The sequence below is a fragment of the Paraburkholderia phymatum genome (assembly GCF_038900715.1).
In the GTDB taxonomy this organism is placed as follows: Bacteria; Pseudomonadota; Gammaproteobacteria; order Burkholderiales; family Burkholderiaceae; genus Paraburkholderia; species Paraburkholderia phymatum_A.
Genome location: NZ_JAYMRZ010000012.1, coordinates 75,127 through 92,662, shown reverse-complemented (window position 1 = coordinate 92,662; position 17,536 = coordinate 75,127). Strand labels below are relative to the sequence as shown.

The 17,536-nt window shown below is 65.5% G+C and carries 19 protein-coding genes and 2 pseudogenes; 13 read left to right on the top strand and 8 right to left on the bottom strand.

What is annotated here, in order from left to right; all coding sequences use genetic code 11:
- Window positions 1-304 precede the first annotated feature (304 nt).
- The 6 genes and pseudogenes from VSR68_RS22095 to VSR68_RS22070 all read left to right on the top strand — a co-directional run.
- A pseudogene (locus tag VSR68_RS22095) lies at window positions 305-601 on the top strand (glycosyltransferase); the annotation flags it as partial.
- Between the two features lie 12 nt (window positions 602-613).
- Window positions 614-2,365 carry an HAD family hydrolase gene (locus tag VSR68_RS22090; RefSeq protein ID WP_342941872.1) on the top strand — a complete coding sequence of 584 codons (1,752 nt, stop codon included), beginning with the start codon at window positions 614-616 and terminating at the stop codon, window positions 2,363-2,365.
- Window positions 2,366-2,465: 100 nt separating this feature from the next.
- Complete coding sequence (locus VSR68_RS22085; RefSeq protein WP_342941871.1) at window positions 2,466-2,588, top strand: hypothetical protein; 123 nt, start codon at window positions 2,466-2,468, stop codon at window positions 2,586-2,588.
- Window positions 2,584-3,033 (top strand): annotated as a pseudogene (locus tag VSR68_RS22080) (c-type cytochrome); the annotation flags it as partial. The gene VSR68_RS22085 and the pseudogene VSR68_RS22080, both read left to right, overlap by 5 nt.
- A 68-nt stretch (window positions 3,034-3,101) precedes the next feature.
- On the top strand, window positions 3,102-3,605 hold the full coding sequence (locus VSR68_RS22075) for a CinA family protein (RefSeq protein ID WP_342941870.1): 504 nt from the start codon (window positions 3,102-3,104) through the stop codon (window positions 3,603-3,605).
- A gap of 69 nt (window positions 3,606-3,674) precedes the next feature.
- Window positions 3,675-3,890, top strand: a complete 216-nt coding sequence (locus VSR68_RS22070) for a hypothetical protein (RefSeq protein ID WP_342941869.1) — start codon at window positions 3,675-3,677, stop codon at window positions 3,888-3,890.
- Between the two features lie 164 nt (window positions 3,891-4,054).
- Here the strand turns inward: VSR68_RS22070 and VSR68_RS22065 are convergent, their stop codons facing one another.
- Window positions 4,055-4,498: a CBS domain-containing protein gene (locus VSR68_RS22065; RefSeq protein WP_342941868.1), complete on the bottom strand. Its 444-nt coding sequence runs from the start codon at window positions 4,496-4,498 to the stop codon at window positions 4,055-4,057.
- Window positions 4,499-4,634: 136 nt separating this feature from the next.
- Between VSR68_RS22065 and VSR68_RS22060 the strand changes: the two genes are divergently transcribed.
- Complete coding sequence (locus VSR68_RS22060) at window positions 4,635-5,042, top strand: hypothetical protein (protein WP_342941867.1); 408 nt, start codon at window positions 4,635-4,637, stop codon at window positions 5,040-5,042.
- A 20-nt stretch (window positions 5,043-5,062) separates the two neighbouring features.
- Window positions 5,063-5,623, top strand: coding sequence for a hypothetical protein (locus tag VSR68_RS22055; RefSeq protein ID WP_342941866.1), 561 nt, complete (start codon window positions 5,063-5,065; stop codon window positions 5,621-5,623).
- A gap of 68 nt (window positions 5,624-5,691) precedes the next feature.
- Here VSR68_RS22055 and VSR68_RS22050 read toward each other — a convergent pair whose 3' ends face one another.
- The 3 genes from VSR68_RS22050 to VSR68_RS22040 form a co-directional block, all read right to left on the bottom strand.
- Window positions 5,692-5,895: a CsbD family protein gene (locus VSR68_RS22050; protein ID WP_342941865.1), complete on the bottom strand. Its 204-nt coding sequence runs from the start codon at window positions 5,893-5,895 to the stop codon at window positions 5,692-5,694.
- Window positions 5,896-5,979: 84 nt separating this feature from the next.
- Window positions 5,980-6,930 (bottom strand): DUF72 domain-containing protein, encoded by a 951-nt coding sequence (locus tag VSR68_RS22045; RefSeq protein WP_342941864.1) that lies wholly within the window; start codon window positions 6,928-6,930, stop codon window positions 5,980-5,982.
- A 100-nt stretch (window positions 6,931-7,030) separates the two neighbouring features.
- Window positions 7,031-7,303 (bottom strand): DUF2934 domain-containing protein, encoded by a 273-nt coding sequence (locus VSR68_RS22040; protein WP_342941863.1) that lies wholly within the window; start codon window positions 7,301-7,303, stop codon window positions 7,031-7,033.
- 131 nt (window positions 7,304-7,434) lie between these two features.
- Between VSR68_RS22040 and VSR68_RS22035 the strand changes: the two genes are divergently transcribed.
- Window positions 7,435-7,959 carry a universal stress protein gene (locus tag VSR68_RS22035; protein ID WP_342941862.1) on the top strand — a complete coding sequence of 175 codons (525 nt, stop codon included), beginning with the start codon at window positions 7,435-7,437 and terminating at the stop codon, window positions 7,957-7,959.
- Between the two features lie 120 nt (window positions 7,960-8,079).
- On the opposite strand, the gene VSR68_RS22030 is transcribed toward VSR68_RS22035, so the two are convergent.
- Genes VSR68_RS22030 through VSR68_RS22020 form a run of 3 tightly spaced genes read right to left on the bottom strand, consistent with a single transcriptional unit; the run spans window position 8,080 to window position 13,420 of the window.
- Window positions 8,080-10,950, bottom strand: a complete 2,871-nt coding sequence (locus VSR68_RS22030) for an Hsp70 family protein (protein ID WP_342941861.1) — start codon at window positions 10,948-10,950, stop codon at window positions 8,080-8,082.
- A gap of 20 nt (window positions 10,951-10,970) precedes the next feature.
- A complete protein-coding gene (locus VSR68_RS22025) occupies window positions 10,971-12,842 on the bottom strand; it encodes an Hsp70 family protein (RefSeq protein WP_342941860.1) in 1,872 nt (623 codons plus the stop codon).
- Entirely contained in the window at window positions 12,839-13,420 is a 582-nt protein-coding gene (locus VSR68_RS22020; protein ID WP_342941859.1) for a DUF2760 domain-containing protein, read from the bottom strand. The genes VSR68_RS22025 and VSR68_RS22020 overlap by 4 nt, the downstream gene beginning before the upstream one ends.
- 485 nt (window positions 13,421-13,905) lie before the next feature.
- Between VSR68_RS22020 and VSR68_RS22015 the strand changes: the two genes are divergently transcribed.
- Complete coding sequence (locus VSR68_RS22015; RefSeq protein ID WP_342941858.1) at window positions 13,906-14,307, top strand: DUF3597 domain-containing protein; 402 nt, start codon at window positions 13,906-13,908, stop codon at window positions 14,305-14,307.
- A gap of 126 nt (window positions 14,308-14,433) precedes the next feature.
- On the top strand, window positions 14,434-15,531 hold the full coding sequence (gene xth / locus VSR68_RS22010) for an exodeoxyribonuclease III (RefSeq protein ID WP_428983553.1): 1,098 nt from the start codon (window positions 14,434-14,436) through the stop codon (window positions 15,529-15,531).
- A 47-nt stretch (window positions 15,532-15,578) separates the two neighbouring features.
- Here the strand turns inward: xth and VSR68_RS22005 are convergent, their stop codons facing one another.
- Window positions 15,579-16,520 (bottom strand): LLM class oxidoreductase, encoded by a 942-nt coding sequence (locus VSR68_RS22005; RefSeq protein WP_342941857.1) that lies wholly within the window; start codon window positions 16,518-16,520, stop codon window positions 15,579-15,581.
- A gap of 287 nt (window positions 16,521-16,807) precedes the next feature.
- Here VSR68_RS22005 and VSR68_RS22000 point away from each other — a divergent pair, with 287 nt between their 5' ends.
- Both VSR68_RS22000 and VSR68_RS21995 read left to right on the top strand, forming a co-directional pair.
- Window positions 16,808-17,089, top strand: coding sequence for a hypothetical protein (locus tag VSR68_RS22000; RefSeq protein ID WP_342941856.1), 282 nt, complete (start codon window positions 16,808-16,810; stop codon window positions 17,087-17,089).
- 94 nt (window positions 17,090-17,183) lie between these two features.
- Window positions 17,184-17,495: a superinfection immunity protein gene (locus VSR68_RS21995; protein ID WP_342941855.1), complete on the top strand. Its 312-nt coding sequence runs from the start codon at window positions 17,184-17,186 to the stop codon at window positions 17,493-17,495.
- The last annotated feature ends 41 nt before the right edge of the window (window positions 17,496-17,536 follow it).

Here is a 17,536-nt window from a genome sequence, read left to right as displayed (position 1 = left end):
CTTTAGCGTGCCTATCCTTTAACGCGCTTTGGCGCGGGAGGAAGCACGGCGCCGCGTCTAGTCATGTGTTGCAGGCCAGCGCCCCGCACAGGCTCGTATAGAGTTCGATGTAATCGTCTGCCATGCGCGCAGCGGTGAAGCGAGACTCGAATGCGCGGCGGCGGGCGCGTCGCGAGCGGCGCGTCGGCGAACTCGCGCAATAAAGGTCGTCGATCAACGTGCTGGAAACGAAGCGATGCGTATCGCGCAAGTCTCGACACTCTATGAACGCGTGCCGCCCGTTGCTTATGGCGGCACGGAACGTGTCGTCTGGCCCGAGCCATTCGGGCTCGTGCTGGCGCAAGCGCTGGCATGCGGCACGCCCGTCATTGCGTTCGGGCGTGGCTCGGTGCCCGAGATCATCGATGATGGTGTGACGGGCTATGTCGTCGAGACAGTCGATGAAGCCGTCGATGCCGTCAGGAAGATCGGCGGGATCGACCGCTCACGCTGCCGCGCCGAATTCGAAAAACGCTTTACGGCATCGCGCATGGCCGATGAGTATCTGAAGGTCTACGCGACGCTGGTCGACCACGCGCAGCGCAGATCCTGCGCGCGCTGATGCGGAGGTGTCATGCGTTATCTGGCCTTGGCGACGGACTACGACAACACGCTCGCGGAACACGGCTGCGTGGCTGACGCCACGTGGGCCGCGCTCGAAAGGCTGCGCGAGTCCGGCCGCTATCCGATTCTCGTCACGGGACGCGAGCTCGACGACCTGATGACGGTCTGTCCGCGCGTCGACATGTTCTCGCGCGTGGTCGCCGAAAACGGCGGCGTGCTGTTCGATCCCGCAACGAAAGACAAGCGGCTGCTCGCCGATGCGCCGCCGCAGGCGTTCGTCGACGCGTTGCGCGAGCGTGGACTCGAGCACTTCAGCGTCAGCGAAACGCTGGTCGCGACGATGAAGCCGAACGAACGGATCGCGTTCGAAGCGATACGCGATCTCGGCCTCGAACTGAATGTCGTGTTCAACGGCGATGCCGTGATGATTCTTCAGCCCGGCGTCAGCAAGGCGTCCGGCTTGATGGCGGCGCTGGCGGCATTGCGGCTGTCGCCGCTCAACGTCGTCGGCGTGGGGGACGCCGAAAACGACCATGCGCTGATTCGCGCGTGCGGCATGTCGGTCGCAGTGGAAAACGCGTTGCCCGCGTTGAAGCAGCACGCGGATCTCGTGACCGCGCAGCGGGACGGCCGGGGCGTGGCCGCGCTGATCGACGCGCTGATCGCCGACGATCTGCGCGGCCATGCATCGTCGCTTGCCAAATGCAGACTCACTGTCGGCAAGCGTCGCGATGCGCGCGAGTCGTCTCGCGTGTCGATCGATGCATACGGCAGCGTTGTGTTGCTGGCAGGCGCATCGGGATCGGGCAAGTCGACGACGACGGAGGCGCTGCTCGAAAGGCTCGCAGCTGCCGGGCATCAGCTTTGCATTTTCGATCCCGAAGGCGATTACAGCAGCGATGACCATACGGCCGTGGTCGGCGACGCGCAGCACGCGCCCGCCGAAGACGACGCGTTGCAACTGCTCGAAGGCGCGCGCCAGCCAGCCGTCGCGATCAACATGATGCGCGTGCCGCACGGCGAGCGTCCGCAATATTGCGCCGCGCTGCTGCCGAGGCTGCAGACGCTGCGCGCGCGAACGGGGCGGCCTCATTGGCTCGTCTTCGATGAGGCGCATCATCTCTTTCCCCGCGCGTGGGCGTCCGCCAGTGCGGCCGTTCCTGAAGCGCTCGAATCGGCGCTCGTCGTGACAGTGCATCCCGAGGCGCTTTCGCCGGCGCTGCTCAAGCACGTGAACGTGGCCATCGCGCTCGGCGACGATGCCGGCGGCAAGCTCGATGCGTTCGCGTCCTCTGTCGACATGGACCTGCCCATCGTGCCGACGAAGGGCGTCGAGCGCGGCGAAGCATTGTTCTGGGAGCCGGCTCAAGGCGAGCCTTGCATCGTGACGATCGAGCGGGGACGCGGACAGCATCGCCGTCATCTGAGGAAGTACGCGGAAGGCCTGCTGATTCCCGAGCGCAGCTTTTACTTTCGCGGGCCGCGCGATCAGCTGAACCTGCGTGCGCACAATCTCATCCTGTTTGTCGAGCTTGCCGAAGGCGTCGACGAAGAGACATGGCGTTTTCACCTTCAACGCGGCGATTACTCGCGATGGTTCGAAAGCGTGATCGGCGATGCCGATCTGGCAAGCGAGACGAGGGCGGTCGAACGCGACGAGTCGGTGTCGCCAGGCGAGAGCCGTTCGCGCGTGCTGTCGGCCATCACCGCGCGTTACACGCAGCCCGAGAATCCGAACTTGCCGCGCGTGGACGAACGGTAGCGCGATGGCCTCGCGCAGCGACGCGCGCGCGGGCACGCGTTGCACCGTCTCGCGGTACGGAATTTGCTGCCGGCGTGTGTCCGCCTGTCCGGTCACTGCCATGCACGAAGACCTGCGTCGAAGCCTCGCGATTGTGTTGCAGCGTGCGCATGCGCGTGCCGTGCGCGCGCTGACGCTGACGGCGCTCTTCATGAGCGACGCGATTGCGCGCCCGAACCCTTGACGCGATCGCCCGCTACCTGAAGTCGCTGGCCGCGCTGCGGCCGTCGGGAACCTACACGCCGCACACCGATCGAGCCCGCTCGACCTCCAACGGCAGCCGCGTGCCCGACAGTCTGTCGGTCGGCTTCAATGTCTATCGCTCGTTCTGCGCGCGTTTTCATCGGGACGACGGTGCGGGCGTTCCCGGCGCGTTTCCCGCGCTGGCGGACAATCCGTCCGTGCTCGCGGATGACACGACATCGCTGATCCGTCTGCTGATCGAAGGCGGCAACAGCCCGTCGACGCTCACCGGTCCGCCGCGCCAGGCGATGCCCGCGTTCGTCGGCACGCTGGCCGATGTGCAGATCGCCCAGGTGCTGACCTATGTGCGCAGCGCATGGGGCAACAACGCGCAGCCGATCACCGCCAACGACGTCAGCGCGTTGCGCGAAATACTGCACAAGTGAGCGGTCCCGGGGAACGGCATGCAGATTGCTGGAGGGCCGGCAACGAAGCGTTGTCGGGAGCAAATGCGATGAATGTGCCGAGGCAGGTCGTATCGTTTCTTGGTTCGCGCGGGCTCAGGCTCGCCACCGCCGAGTCGTGCACGGCCGGCCTGATTGCGTCGCTGCTCGCGGAGGTGCCCGGCAGCGGAGCTTGCCTCGATGCAGGCTTCGTCACGTACTCGCCCGAGGGGAAGGCCGGCTTTCTGGGCGTGCGCGAGGCGACGATGCAACATTACGGCCTGACGAGCGAACCAGTCGCTCGCGAGATGGCCGAAGGTGCATTGCAGCATGAAGGGGGCGCCGCGGACGTCGCAGTCGCGAACACGGGCGTCGCCGATGGCGCGCCATCCGGCGGGCCGCCCGCGGGCACGCAATGTTTTGCGTGGTCGTATCGGCTACGCGGCGGCGGCATCGCGACATTCACCGAGACGAAGCAGTTCGACGGCAACAGGAACGAGGTCAGGCGGCGCGCCGCGCAGTACGCGCTTTCACGGGTCGAGCATTACTTCAACACGCTCGGTTCACGGCGTTGACGCTTCGCTTTGCGAGACTCGCGGTGTGGCGTGCGCCGTCACAACATTGGAGAACAAGAGGACAGCATCATGGAAATGACCTATGCGTCATGCACCGTCGGCGTCACGGCCGGCGTCGCGGACGGCAACCTGGTGGCAAGCGTGCGGATCTATTGGCCATCCAATGAAGACGCCGCAATGGAGACCTACGAGTTCGAAGTGCCGGGCAACTTTCTCGACGAGAAAGAGGCGATCGTTTTCGGCACCGAATGGGCGAAGGAATGGATCGACGAGCATTGCGTCTAGCCGCACACGAGAGGCGCTTGCGATGCAGATGCGCGCAACCGGGACGGGCCGCGCGCATCGGCTCTGACTCTTCGTTACCACAGCCCTGAATATTTTTCGCGTGTTTCGCGCATTTTTCGTGTCCCGAATGAGTGGCTCACGCGTTGCGCAACGCGATGCGTCGCCTATCGGTGGAAGCTGTCCGCGCGGTCGGGCGTGGCAGGCGCGGATACCGCGCCGAGCGTCGACGACAGGCCGCCGTCCTGCGCCGTCGCCACGTCGCCGATCGAGACCATTCCGACGAGGTGCTTCCCGCGATCGAGCACGGGCAGCCGGCGTATCTGCGACGACGCGAACTTGCGTTCCGCTTCGTCGATGTCGTCGTCCTCGAAACAGTACTCGACCGGGCCGCTCGCGACATCTTCGACAGACGTGGCCGGTTCGAGGCCTATCGCCACCGCGCGCACGACGATATCCCTGTCCGTCACGATGCCCACTAGCAGTGAACCGTCGCAGACGGGAAGCGCGCCGACATTCAGCCGGTCCATCAGTTCCGCCGCGTGACGGATGCTGTCCTTGGGCGCGAGCGTTTCTGCGTCGCGCGTCATGACTTCGCTGATCGTGGTCATGCGAGTCTCCTTCGTTTGGGTTGGGGAAGTCACGGCGTGCATCCGGCGTTCCTCGTTCAGCGACGGCGCGCGCCTGTCAGCGCGGCATGCAGGATGCTCGAATACAGGGCGATGGAAAGCGGGGGTGGACGGTCAGATGGCAGAGTACCTGAGCGCGATATTTCGTTCGTATCGCGATGCATGCGACGCACAGCAGTTGCTCGACGAATCGGTGCTGCGCGAGTCGGGCGCGTTGTTCCTTTTTCCGATCGGTCCTTCGACGCGCTCCGCGCGCGCCGTGTGTCCGGCGCACGAGCCGGATCATGCGGAATACGCGGCGCATGGCGAGCAGTTCGCGATCATGGCGGGCAACCGTTTTATCGAGCCGCACGCGGACTATTTCGTCGCCGGCCTGCATGAAGACCGGCGAGCGGGTCATACGCTGCTGGTCGCGGCGCATGATGAATCGTCGGTGCTCGTGCAGATCTGCGGCACGCTGAAGGGCTGCGGAGCATTCGCGATCCGGCTGCCGGGATCGCGCTGGCGTCTTTGCAACTCGCGATAGCGATGCGCTGCGGGCGTTGCATGAAGGCACTTGCGCTCGTATGTCCCGTCGCGGCGATGATCGCAAGCGGTTGCTCGGAGGCGCCGTCGGGCGTTGCATCGAATGTGGGACGCACAGGTGGCACACAGGTCGCCGAGCCGCGCGGCGTAAGTGCCGGCGGCGCGCAGCGTGGAGGACTGGAGCGCATCGTGGTGGAGATGCGGTCCGTGCCGCCGCATGACGAAGTGGCGGGATCGAACGGCGGCGTCGACGGACCGGCTGCCGCGCGGCATGTGCGCGAACGTCTCGACACGCTGGTTCGCCCGCGTGTCGAGACGTGGGACACGCGGGACGCGCCGAAGATCGTCATCGATATCGACCGGTATGAACAGGTCTTCAACGAAAAGAAGCGCGGTTATGCGCTCGTGCGCGGAGACGTCAGCCTGAAGGCAACGACTGGCGCGATGCATCAGCGCCTGTTCGTTGCGCGCGTGCCGATCGTCTCGCGCACCAGCGGTTCCGTGCGCGATGCGATGACGGGCGCACTGGATAGCTTCGCATCGCAGATCGCCGTCTGGGCCGATTTGCAGTTGCAGCCCTGAGACGTGCGCGACACGCCCGGCTCATCGCGCGAGCGCGGCGATGCGATTGCACGATTACGATTACACGACTACAGGTTCGTCGGATTGCCCGGATCGGTCTTGTCCTTTTCGATGTTGTCGCGTTGATCGCCGAGATCCTTGCGGTTATCGCCTTCCGTGATCTGCGCTTCGCCCTTGGCCTTTTTCGCTTCGTTGCGCGTGATCGTGCCGACTCCCTTGTTCACGTAACCCTTGAGTTCTTCCTTGATGCCTTCCGTTTTGTCGTTTGCCATGCTGGCCTCCGTGAGTGCGAAGAGTGAACGTGTCGCCAGGCCTTCACCGGCCCGCCGACGCTCGAACAGGGATGGCCGCAAGCGCTATGCCGACTTGTGATGAAGCGGTGTACGCGCGGGCCGTCTGGCGCTCTGCCGGAGTGGCTTTTCGGTTGGCGATTGTGCGGGCTGATCGAGCCGTGCTTTCAGGCGCGCGGCATCGAACGGCGCTTCGACTTTCGTATCGTTGTCGAAGTAGGCGAGTACGTCGCGCGAGCGGCGCTGCGTCGCTGGCTTTGGCGCGAACCGCACCGCGTCTTGCGGTTCGCCGCCGTGCGACCATGCATCGATGCGGGCCGCGAGCCGTTCGAGCGCGGCATCGGCATAGGCGCCGCTGTAGAGCGTTTCGCTGCCGTGCAGACGCAGATAGACAAAATCGCTCGTCACGTCTTCGCCGTAGGGCCAGCCTGCTGTCGAGTCGGACACCACGAGTGCTGCCTTGTACTTTCGCAGCAGCGCCACGAATCCGGAAGTGCAAAAGCTCGGATGACGAATTTCGATTGCGTGGCGGATGCGCCGGTTCACATCGACGTTGAACCAGGGATGACTGACGCGTGCATCGTGTTGCGCGGCGAACTGAGCCGCCGACGCAAAGTCCACGGGCAGCAGCGCGAGGAATGCTTCGAACGAATCGGGGACGAACGAGAAGTTCGGCGGAAATTGCCACAGAAACACACCGAGCTTTTCGCGCAACGCGAGCACGCCGGACGCGAAGAAGTTCGCCATTGCCGGGCGCGCTGTTTCGTCGCGAAAGCGCAGCATATGCGTGAGGTAGCGCGGACCCTTCACGCTGAAAATGAAATTGCGCGGCGTTGCGTCGTACCACGACAGATAGCTCTCGACGGTTTGCAGCGAGTAATGCGAGCCGTTTATCTCGATCGTATCGACGGCGCGCGACGCGAATTCGAGTTCGCGTTTTTGCGCGAGCCCTTCCGGATAGAAGACGCCTCGCCAGCCCGAATAGCGCCAGCCTGAGATACCGATCCTGATCGTCATCCCGGTGCTCCTCGTGAACGACCCGTGGCGTTCGGGCGAGCAACGCGCGTCGGACATACTCGCGTCGAACACATTCGTCCTGTCGCGCGAGTCGCGCGTGTCATCTCGTTCGTTTCGCGCGCGGCTTGCCGGTTATATCGTCGTGAGGCGTGTTGCCTTCCTGCGGGTCCTCGCTCTCGATATGACGCTTCACCGATTGCGCGGCAGGCTGGCCGTCCAGTGCATCGTTGGCGCCCTCGGCTTCGATCTGCCGGCGCGCGGTGTCCCAGTACTCATCGGCGTGCTTCTTCGGATCGTCGTCCTGCTCCCAAAGATGGTACGCGCGTTCCCTGATGCGATCGTCCGTGCTCCGTTCACCGCCCTGCGTGGCCATTGCGTTCTCCTCGATCCGTAAGCGCATGACAGCGAGCATGCGCAATGCCTGATGCGCAACGCTCATTTGGCGCTAAGTCTCGCGCTTCATCATGCCTCCATCGCGCACACGCAACGACGGAGGCACACACGATGATCAGGCACATTCTGGTAGCGGTCAGCGCCAGCACGAACGACGCCGTGCTGAAGACAGCGATCGACAAGGCGCGCGACACGGGCGCGCGGCTCACGGCCGTGTATGTCGTCGATACGATGCCGTCGTGGGCGATGGCGGGCGCCGAGCATCGCTGCGTCGGTACGCTGCAGATGGTCCACGAAGTCGAGCGTATCGTCGAGCGCCGTTGCAGCGATACGTTCGAATGCGAAGCATGGGACATCCCGACACGCGCGATCACCGTGCCGCTGCAATGCCGCAGCGTGGGATGCGAAATCGCGAATCTCGCCGTTCAGATCGACGCCGATCTGATCGTGGTCGGCGCGGGCCGCGCTTCGAAGTGGAGGTTCTGGGAAGAGCGGATGAGCGATGTGATCGGGCGTTGCACGCGGCGGACCGTGCTCATCGCGATGGGCACGCGGGCGTCGAGCCGCGCGCACGACTGCACGATGGCGCGGGCCGACGCGCGGCGCGCAGGCGCGGCTCACGCGAAGGCCGTTTGACTCGCGGCAGGATCGAACGTGAATCGGGTTGACTGCGAATCGGGCTGAGCGTGAATCAGGCTGAGCGTGAATCAGGCTGAGCGTGATTCAGGCTGAGCGCAAATCAGGCGCAACCGCGCATCACGCGCCGCGAATCAGCTTCAGTCCCGCCGGCAGCGATTCGCCGAATACGCGTCCGGTGTCGGCGTCGTCGAGCGCGACCGTCTCGCGGACCATCCGCACCCACGCGGGCGCCGCGCCGAGCGCTTCGAGACGCCGGATAACCGTCTCGCGCGCGTCGTCGGGCAAGTCGCGCGAGCGGTCGCCCGTCATCCGCGACAACTGCACGGCGGCGAACGCGGCAGGCTCGACTTTCTTCCAGTCGAGCGCAAGCACGGCATCGAGCCACGGCAACGCGACGTCGGGCGGCACCACGCCATGCGCGCTGCCATAGAACGGCAGGCGCGCGCCGATGCGCCCGATCGCCCACCACGTCTGGTGATTCTCCGAAGGCTTGCGCAGCCGTTCGAGCAACTGCTGCGCGAGCGCGATCTTGCGGTCGACGGAAATGCGTTCGAGCGATGCCTGCACGCGAATCATGTCCGCGTAGCCGACCTTCGCGGGATCGAATGGCAGCTTCTGTTTCTTGATGCTCGCGGCTTGAAGGAAGTCCATCGCTTCGAGCAACTGCAATTGCGCGTCTTCGTTCAGCCCGCCTGCCGCGCGTCGCCAGAGCGTCCACCATTCGGACCACACCTGGCTTTCGTGGATGTACTGAATACCGTCGTCGAAGATCGACCAGAGCTGCTCGACGCGCCACTCGTCGAGCGGATAGCCGAAGCCCGGGCGCACGCAGTAGCCCGCAAGGTTGAGCCACAGCCGCTCGTGAGCGGCCGAGCGCCGTCTGCGTTTTGCGCGCTCCCACAGTGCGCCGAACAGCTCGCGCAGCAGCGCGACGTCCCAGTTGTCGCGTGGCCCGAGCGTCTGTTCCAGTTGCGCGCGCAGCCGCTTCACTTCGTTCGGGCCCACGTCCGACGAACGCGCGCCGAACGAACGCTCGATCAACTCGATCGCGTGATCGAGCGACGGATGGCGCCCGGCTTCGCCTGCCTCGTCCGTTGCGGCCGCCGCCTCGTCGCGCCGCAGTTCGAATTGCAGAAGCCAGCGTTGCGAGGGATCGTCGGTGGCGATGCAGGTCACTTCGAGCGTGCCGACTTCCGTCATCGACGTCGTCAGCCGGACGGGGCGCTCGTCGGCGTCCGTCGCATGCTGGCGTTGCACGACGGTCGCGATGGGCGGCAGGCGCACGAAGTCGCCTTGCGACAGATCGGCGAGTTCGCCCGGCGCGAAGCGCGTGTCGGCGACCGTCGACACCAGGTGAAAGCGCACGGGTTGGCCCAGGCGCAGCGCGAATACGCGGTCATCGAGATGCACTTCGTGCGCTTCTTCCGTCCCGCGCGGCAACAGGCAAATGCCGCGATCGCCTTCGAGCACGAGGAAATAGCTGCGCGCCGAGCCGCCGCCGATGCGCGGCGCGTTGCCCGCGCGCGCAAGGCCATACGCGACGGCGCCGCGCGCCACCGCGACATCGGGATGATCGTTGTGCAGCACATGCAATGGTTCGCCGCGCCACGCGCCGAGCGTTTGCGCGAGGCGCTGCGTCAGCGGCTGCGCGCGGAACACGCCGCCGTTGAGCAGCAGTGTGTCGGGCACGAGCAGCGTGCCGGTGTAGTCGCTGTGGTCGGAGCCTGGTTCGCTTTCGTCGCTTTGGCTGGAAAGGCCCAGCGCGTCGCGCGATTGCGCGGCGAGCCGTTTCAGGAACGCCGCGACGTGACGCGTAACGGCCGCATCGCTCGCGTAAGGCAGGCCGAACTCGACGATCGCCGCGCGCGAACGGCGCGGCATCTCGTCGGCGGCGATCTGCGGGAAGAATCCGTCGACGACGACCTTTTCGATCTCCTCGCGCGTCACGTGCGCGGTGCGCGCGCCGCCGATCACGCGCGAGCCCGCGCCGAGCAGCGTGATCGCGACCGACGCGGGCGCGTTCGCATCGAGCAACTGCTCCTTCGCAACGCGGCAGCGCTCGACCAGTTGCGACAGACTCGCCGCCGACAGCCGCGTCTGGCCGTCCTGCGTTTGCGAAAGCCGCGTTTCGACGAGCCGCGCAAGCGCGAGGTCCATGTTGTCGCCGCCGAGCATCAGATGATTGCCGACGCCGATGCGTGTCAGTTGCGGCTCGCCGTTTGCGTCGATCTGAACCTTGATCAGCGTGAGATCGGTGGTGCCGCCGCCGACGTCGCAGATCAGCACGAGCCGCGTGTCGGCAAGCTCGTCGCGAAGGCGCGCGCGATGATGGAACAGCCAGTCGTAGAACGCCGCCTGCGGTTCTTCGAGCAGCCGCAGCGCGGGCAGCTTCGCGAGACGCGCCGCTTCGAGCGTCAACGCGCGCGCGCCTTCGTCGAATGACGCGGGCACGGTGAGAATCACGTTCTGCTGTTCGAGCCGCGCATCGGCGAAGCGCGCATTCCACGCGGCCCGCACGTGCGCGAGATAGCTCGCGCTTGCGGCGACGGGCGAGACCTTCGCGACATCCTCCGGCGCGCCCCAGGGCAGGATCGGCGCGAGCCGGTCCACCGACGCATGCGACAGCCAGCTTTTCGCGCTCGTCACGAGACGCCCGGGCACCTGCGCGCCGAGCGCGCGTGCGAGCCGCCCGATGATAGGCGCGGGTTCGTCCCGTGATCCGTCGCGCGCTTCACCCGTTGTGCGCGACCACGGCAGTTGCAGATCGCCGGGATTCAGCTCGCCTGCCGCCGGGTGATAGCGCACGGACGGCAACAGCGGCTGCGCGCCCACTTCGCCTGGGCCGACCAGTTGCTCGACATCGAACACGCCGATGTCGTCGGAACCCGGCTCGACATACGCGACGACGGTATTGCTCGTGCCGAGGTCGATACCGACCGTGTAGCGCGTGACGGCTTGAGGCTTCGGCTGCTTTCGCTTAGTCGACACGTGGATGGTCAACCCTGCGATCAGCCCTGCGCGCCGCCGCGCACGTCGAACTCGACTTTCCAGCGCTCGTCGGTGCCGCGCGGGATCGCTTCGAGTTCGAGCGTGCCCGTTTCCGTCACGCGCGCGTGCAGCTTGACGGGCACGACTTCGCCGACCGTGCGGCCTTCCGCGGGCAGCGACGCCTCGATCTCTTCGAGTTCCTGCAATTCGTCGGGCGACCAGTAGTCCAGCATTGTGCCGACCTGATCGAGACGCCGCACCGACGAGCCGAAGAAGCGAAAGCGCACCGGCTCGCCGACGACGAGGCCGAACTCCTGTTCCGGCAGCGGCGCATCGGTGCCTTCTTCCATGCCGAAGGGCGCGACGCACAGCGCCGAGATGGGCGGCTCCATGCCGGGCACGGCGGGCATCGCCGATTCGATCGCGACGTAGTACGAGCGCGCCGTGCCGCCGCGAATGCGCACGCCGCGCCCGCGCTTCACGTAGCCGTAGTAAGCGGCGCCGCGCGCCACGGCGAGATCGAGATCGGCGCCTTCGAGCAGACGCGCCGCCGCGCCGCCGTCGGCCGCGAGCCAGCCGTTGAGCGTCGTCATGAGGCGCTCGACGAGCAGCGGCGACTTGAACACGCCGCCGTTGAACAGCACGGCCGTCGGATGCAGGAACGTCGCGTTCGGTTCGAGCGGCAGTTGCCCTGGTGCCCCCGACTCTTGCAATTCCGCGAGCGCCGCGACCTGGCGGCCGAGGAACGCAGCGAGATGGCGCGTGACGCCCGCGTCCTGCGCATACGGCAGACCGAGTTGCGTGAGGCCGGCGCGCGTGCGGGCGATGGGTCGCGCCGATGCGTCGACTTGCGGGAAGAAGCCTTCGAGAATGGTCTGCGTGAGCTCGTCGCGCGTGAGTTCGGTGCGGATCGATCCGCCGATCAGCTTCGAGCCGCGGCTCGGCACGACGAGAGGAACGGCATCCGTCGACGGATCGGACAGCAGCGTTTCCTTCGCGCCCCGGCACGCGTAGGTGAGGGCGCGCAGTTGCCACGGGTCGGCTTGCGTGCCTTGCGACGCGAGCTTGCGCGCGACGACGTGTGCGAGCGCGAGGTCCATGTTGTCGCCGCCGAGCAGGATGTGTTCGCCGACAGCGACGCGATGCAGTTCGAGATTGCCTTCGCGCTCGATCACGGCGATCAGCGAGAGGTCGGTCGTGCCGCCGCCCACGTCGACGACGAGAATGATGTCGCCGACCTTGACCTGCTTGCGCCACGCGCCGTCGCTCTTCTGGAGCCAGCTATAGAGCGCGGCCTGCGGCTCTTCGAGCAGCGTCATCTGGCCGCGGTTCTGCCCGTAACCTGCGGCGTTCGCGGCTTCCGCCGTCAGCTCGCGCGCGGCGGGATCGAACGACGCGGGAATCGTCACGGTGATTTCCTGATCGTCGAACGGCGCGTCGGGGTGCGCGTGGTTCCATGCCTCGCGCAGATGCGTCAGGTAGCGCACCGAGCTTTCGAGCGGCGACACGCGCGTCACTTCGGGCGGCGCGTCGCTCGGCAGAATGGCCGCGCGGCGGTCGACGCCCGGATGGCACAGCCAGCTTTTCGCGCTCGACACGAGGCGGATCGGCGTGCCCGCCCCACGGCTGCGCGCCAATTCGCCGACGACGAAATCGCGTTCGCCCGTCCACGGCAGCGCGAGATCGCCAGGCGTCAGTTCGCTCGCATGCGGCAGGTAGAGAAACGACGGCAGCAGATCGAGATCCTCGATCGCGCCGGGCGCCGTGAGCTGCGTGACGGGCATCACGCGTTGCTCGGTCTTTTCGCCGTCGCTTGCGGCGAGATCGACATATGACAGCGCGCAGTGCGTCGTGCCCAGGTCGATACCGATCGAATAGCGTGGATCGCTCATAGTTCCACCTCGGCGGGAGCGAGCACGGTGGCGTCATGGCTTTGCGTGAGCTTCGGCAGGCGCACTTCGGCGACGCGCCAGCCGCGATGGCTGATGCTGCCCGTAAACGGCGCCTTGCCGACCACGTTGCCCGTCAGGCGAATGGCCGTCGCGTCGAAGCCGTCGTCGATCGTCACGCGGCTGCCTTCCGCTTCGTCGCGCACCGGGCGGATCGTGAAGTGCTCGCGCAGCGTCGCGCGGCAGCCGTCATGGACGAGGCGCGCGGCGGCGCCGATGTCGGAGTCCGAGTACTTCGCGATGTCCTCTTCGACGAAATCGATGAAGCGCGCATCGCGTTGCAGGAGACCGAGCAACTGGAGCGCGGCGTCGGGCGTGGCTTCCTTGATCACAGGCGCGGGCGCGGGCCGCGGCGCCGGTGCGGGCGCAGGTGCCGCGACGGGCGCCGCCGCCGGAGCGGGCGCCGCGCCGCTGCGCAGGCGCATCACGCTCGCGGCGAACTCGCGGTCGCCGAGGATGCTGAAAAATGTGCCGAAAGCAAGCGACAGCCTGCTCATCAGCGAAACGTTCGGTTCGGTCATGAAAGATCGCTCCTGATTCTCTGGGTACTGCCGCGGCGTGCGATGCTGCGCGCCGCATGGGGTTCGGGGCGGATGGCCGTGGCCGCTGTAGCCGCCGTGGCTGCTGGAACTGGGCGGCTGCGCGTGTGCCAGGTGCGCGCCGGATCCGGCGCCAAATCCGCGTCAAAAGCGGTATTTTGCCTTGTTATGAGCCGGCGACGGCTCAGAGTCTGATTCCGACACAAGAATGGCGGCCGGATTTTACGTCCTCAAGTAAGAATAAGCGGGCATCGTCCTGTCATTTTTTGCGGCGAGGATAGCGGTTCGAGCGGGCGCATCGGGCACGTGTGGCGCATCGATTGCCTACAATTTCCACCGGACGCCTTGCATGCGTCGATCCCGCGAAATCCCATCAGGCGGATGTTCGGGGCCGTTTCGCCGAGTGCGGCGTTACCGCCTTCAACCCGCCTTCAACCCGTCTGCAACCGATTGTCTGGAGGAAAGCCATGAGCATTTTCAGCACGATCCTCAGCAAGATCTTCCCGTCGAGCCATCCCGCCGTGCAGGCCGCGGCAGCGACGCCAGAAGCCGCGCCCGCCGCCGACGCACCCGCCGCAGCGCCGGCCGCGCCCGCTGCCGCGTCGGCCGAACCCGTCGATGTCGAGGCCATCCTGACCTCGCTCGCCGATCAGAATCCGGAAAAGCTGAACTGGCGCACGTCGATCGTCGATCTGATGAAACTGCTCGGGCTGGACAGCAGTCTCGCCGCGCGCAAGCAGCTTGCCGAGGAACTCAAGTACAGCGGCGATACCAACGACTCGGCGTCGATGAACATCTGGCTGCACAAGCAGGTAATGACGAAGCTCGCTGAAAACGGCGGCAAGGTGCCCGACGATCTGAAGAACTGACAGAACCGATCGAACTGGCAGAGCGGGGCGACCCGGCCGGCCGCGTCCGGCCCGCGCGACGCGGTCCGGTCGTGCGCGCGGACTCGCGGCGCGCGTGGGTATGGCACTTGCGAGCGCCGGATCATCATGAAGCTCGCGACATTCAACATCAACGGCATTCGTTCACGGCTTCCCGCGTTGCTCGAATGGCTTAAGCGGGAAGTGCCCGACATCGTGTGTCTTCAGGAGCTGAAGACGCCCGACGCGAGCTTTCCCAAGACCGAGATCAACGCGGCCGGCTATGGCGCGATCTGGCATGGACAGGTGTCGTGGAACGGCGTCGCGATTCTCGCGAAGGACAGCGAGCCCATCGAGACGCGCCGCGGCCTGCCGGGCGATCCCGACGATACGCATAGCCGCTATATCGAAGCAGCCGTCGGCGGTCTGCTGGTCGGCTGCCTGTATCTGCCGAACGGCAATCCGCAGCCGGGGCCGAAATTCGACTACAAGCTCGCGTGGTTCGAGCGCCTGATCGCCTATGCGAAGAAGCTCGCCGACAGCGGGCATCCCGTCGTGCTGGCGGGCGACTACAACGTCGTGCCGACCGATTTCGATATCTACAACCCGCGCTCGTGGCTCAAGGATGCGCTGCTGCAACCGGAGAGCCGCGCGTGCTATACGCGCCTGCTCGCGCAAGGCTGGACGGATGCGTTGCGCACGCGCTTTCCCGACGAACAGGTCTTTACGTTCTGGGACTACTTCAGACAACACTGGGAGAAGAACTCGGGGCTGCGCATCGATCATCTGCTGCTAAGCAAACAGGTCGCCGCGAAAATGCGCGATGCGGGCGTCGACCGTTGGGTGAGAGGTGAGCCGCATGCGAGCGATCATGCACCGGCGTGGGTCGAGCTGGATTTGGGTGGGCAGAACGGTGAGCATCGCGGCGAGCAGCATGGCGAGCGGCACGGCGCGATTGGGCGGGCGTCGTCGGGGAGCAGAGACACTGATGAAGGTGCAGGGGTTGGACGCAGTACGAGTGCGGCGAAGGCGGGTGTGAAGGAAAGTGCGGTGAAGGAAAGTGCCGTGAAGGAAAGTGCCGTGAAGGAAAGTGCAGGGAAGGAAAGTGCAGTGAAGCAGAGTGCCGTGAAGAAAAATGCCGTGAAGAAAAGTGCCGTGAAGAAGAGTGCAGGGAAGCAAACTGCAGTGAAGAAAACTGCAGTGAAGAAAACTGCAGTGAAAAAGTAGCGGCACTCGTCTCGCGGGTAGCAACGCTCGCCGCGCGCACGGCGACGTCACGTATGGAAATGCGGCAGGACGTCAGCGGCCAGTTCTTCGATCACTTCGCGCACAGGGCGATCGGAAGTCAAATTCATTGTCACGTGATGTGTGCCGTTCTCGCGCATCTCGCGTAGTAACTCAAGCAGCGCATCCCGTCCCGCGCGATAGCCGAGCGGGAGCGGCGTAGCGCGTTCATGCGGATCGCCGCTCAGATCGAGCCGCATCGCAACGCCGAACGCGCGAAAGCCGGATGTCGGCAGACGCTCGACGGCCGCGCGCCACATGCTATGTCTCGCACGCTGCGTTTCCGGCTCGCGGTGATACGTCATCCAGCCGATCGAATGCCTGGCGATCCAGTCCACGCTCTGTCCACCCGAGCCAACGGCAAGCATCGGCACGGGCGAAGGCGGCTTCGGCAAGAGCATGAATTCGGGTGCGCCTTGCGGAAGGCGATCCGCCACCACGCGCGGCGCTTCGCCCAGCGCCGACGCAACGGTTTTCCAATGCACGCGATACAGTTCGCGCCGCTCTTCGCCATCGCGCCCGAACGCCGCGTATTCAGGCGGCCGGTCGCCCGAACCCAGCCCGAGGATGAAGCGGCCATTCGACAGCGTTTGCACCGAGCCCGCGCCCTTTGCGATATGCAGCGGATGACGCAGCGTCAACACGATCGCGCCGCTGGCGAGCGCGATCTGTGTCGTATGCGTTGCGAGCGCGCCGAGCAGCACCCACGGATCGAGATGACCGACGGGATCGGGATAGTCCGCGCTGTTCAACGGCACATCGCGCACCCAGAGCGCGCGGAAGCCGAGTGCATCCGCAAGCGCAGCGAGTTCCACTTGCTCGCGGAAGTCCGCGACGATATCGCCCGCGCGCAGCAACGGCAGCGTCAGTCCGATCGACAGACGGCCTTCGGAAAACACCCGGCGTTCCGTGGTGAATGCAATTGAGTTCATGAACGTGCGCCACCTGCTGCCGCGACGCTTGCGACGGTTGAACGGAAGCCGATCCTAGCATCGGCGCGCGAATCGCACCGGCAACGGGCACGACGACCCTGAGAGCCGCATGGGCAACGCGCCGGCATCGGTGCGCGATTTCCCATTGTTTGAAAAACGGGAACTGTGATTTCAATCTATGAGCATAGAAGTTTGATAGGACTCGCCTAAACTCATTCCCAACCGACGCCGCGCCAGAACATCCGGTTGCGACGTCTTCCTGATTCAACACTTTCCGGAGTCACGTCATGAAAACCCGTCTTATCGCAGCTTTGCTCGTCGCCGTATCCGCAGCCGTTGCAGCACCGGCTTTCGCGTCGGGCTACGGTCCCGCACCGTTCTATCATCCGTCCGTTGGCGCGCCGGCTTCGCAACGCGGCGTGAGCGCGCAGACGATCGCGGCAGAACGCAACCAGGCTGTCGATGCGAACAGCGCCGTCGGCGGCGTGGCCGATACATCGTCGGCATCGGGCAGCCGTCATCAACCGGCTGAAGCCGCTCGCGAAACGAACGTGTTCAAGGGCCACTGATCGTCGCGCGCGGCGCGAGCAGCGCGCCGCGGAGACGACCATGGCAACTATCTTGACGATCGTTACGATCGCGACCACGGCAGGAGGTCATAGCATGAGAGCGTTTTTTGAAGGACTGGTGTTGCTGGCGGCAGTGATTGTGTATTTCCTGCCTGCCATCGTCGCCGATGCACGCGAGCGCGACGACGCGTTCGCACTCACAGTGTTCAACGTGCTGTTCGGCTGGACGGTGATTGGCTGGATCGCGGCATTCGCGTGGGCGCGCCATCGCGTGAGCGAGAAGCGGCTTGCGAACGTTGCAACGAAAGCGCGCCGCTCGCTCGGCCGAGTGACGATCGCCAAGCTCGTCGCGCGTTCGCACCGCGCGCGTCTGGCGCGGCGTCAGTCGACGGTATCCGTGTTGTAGTGGATTTGCTGGAGGAAGCCGCCGGTCTCTGAGGCCGGCGG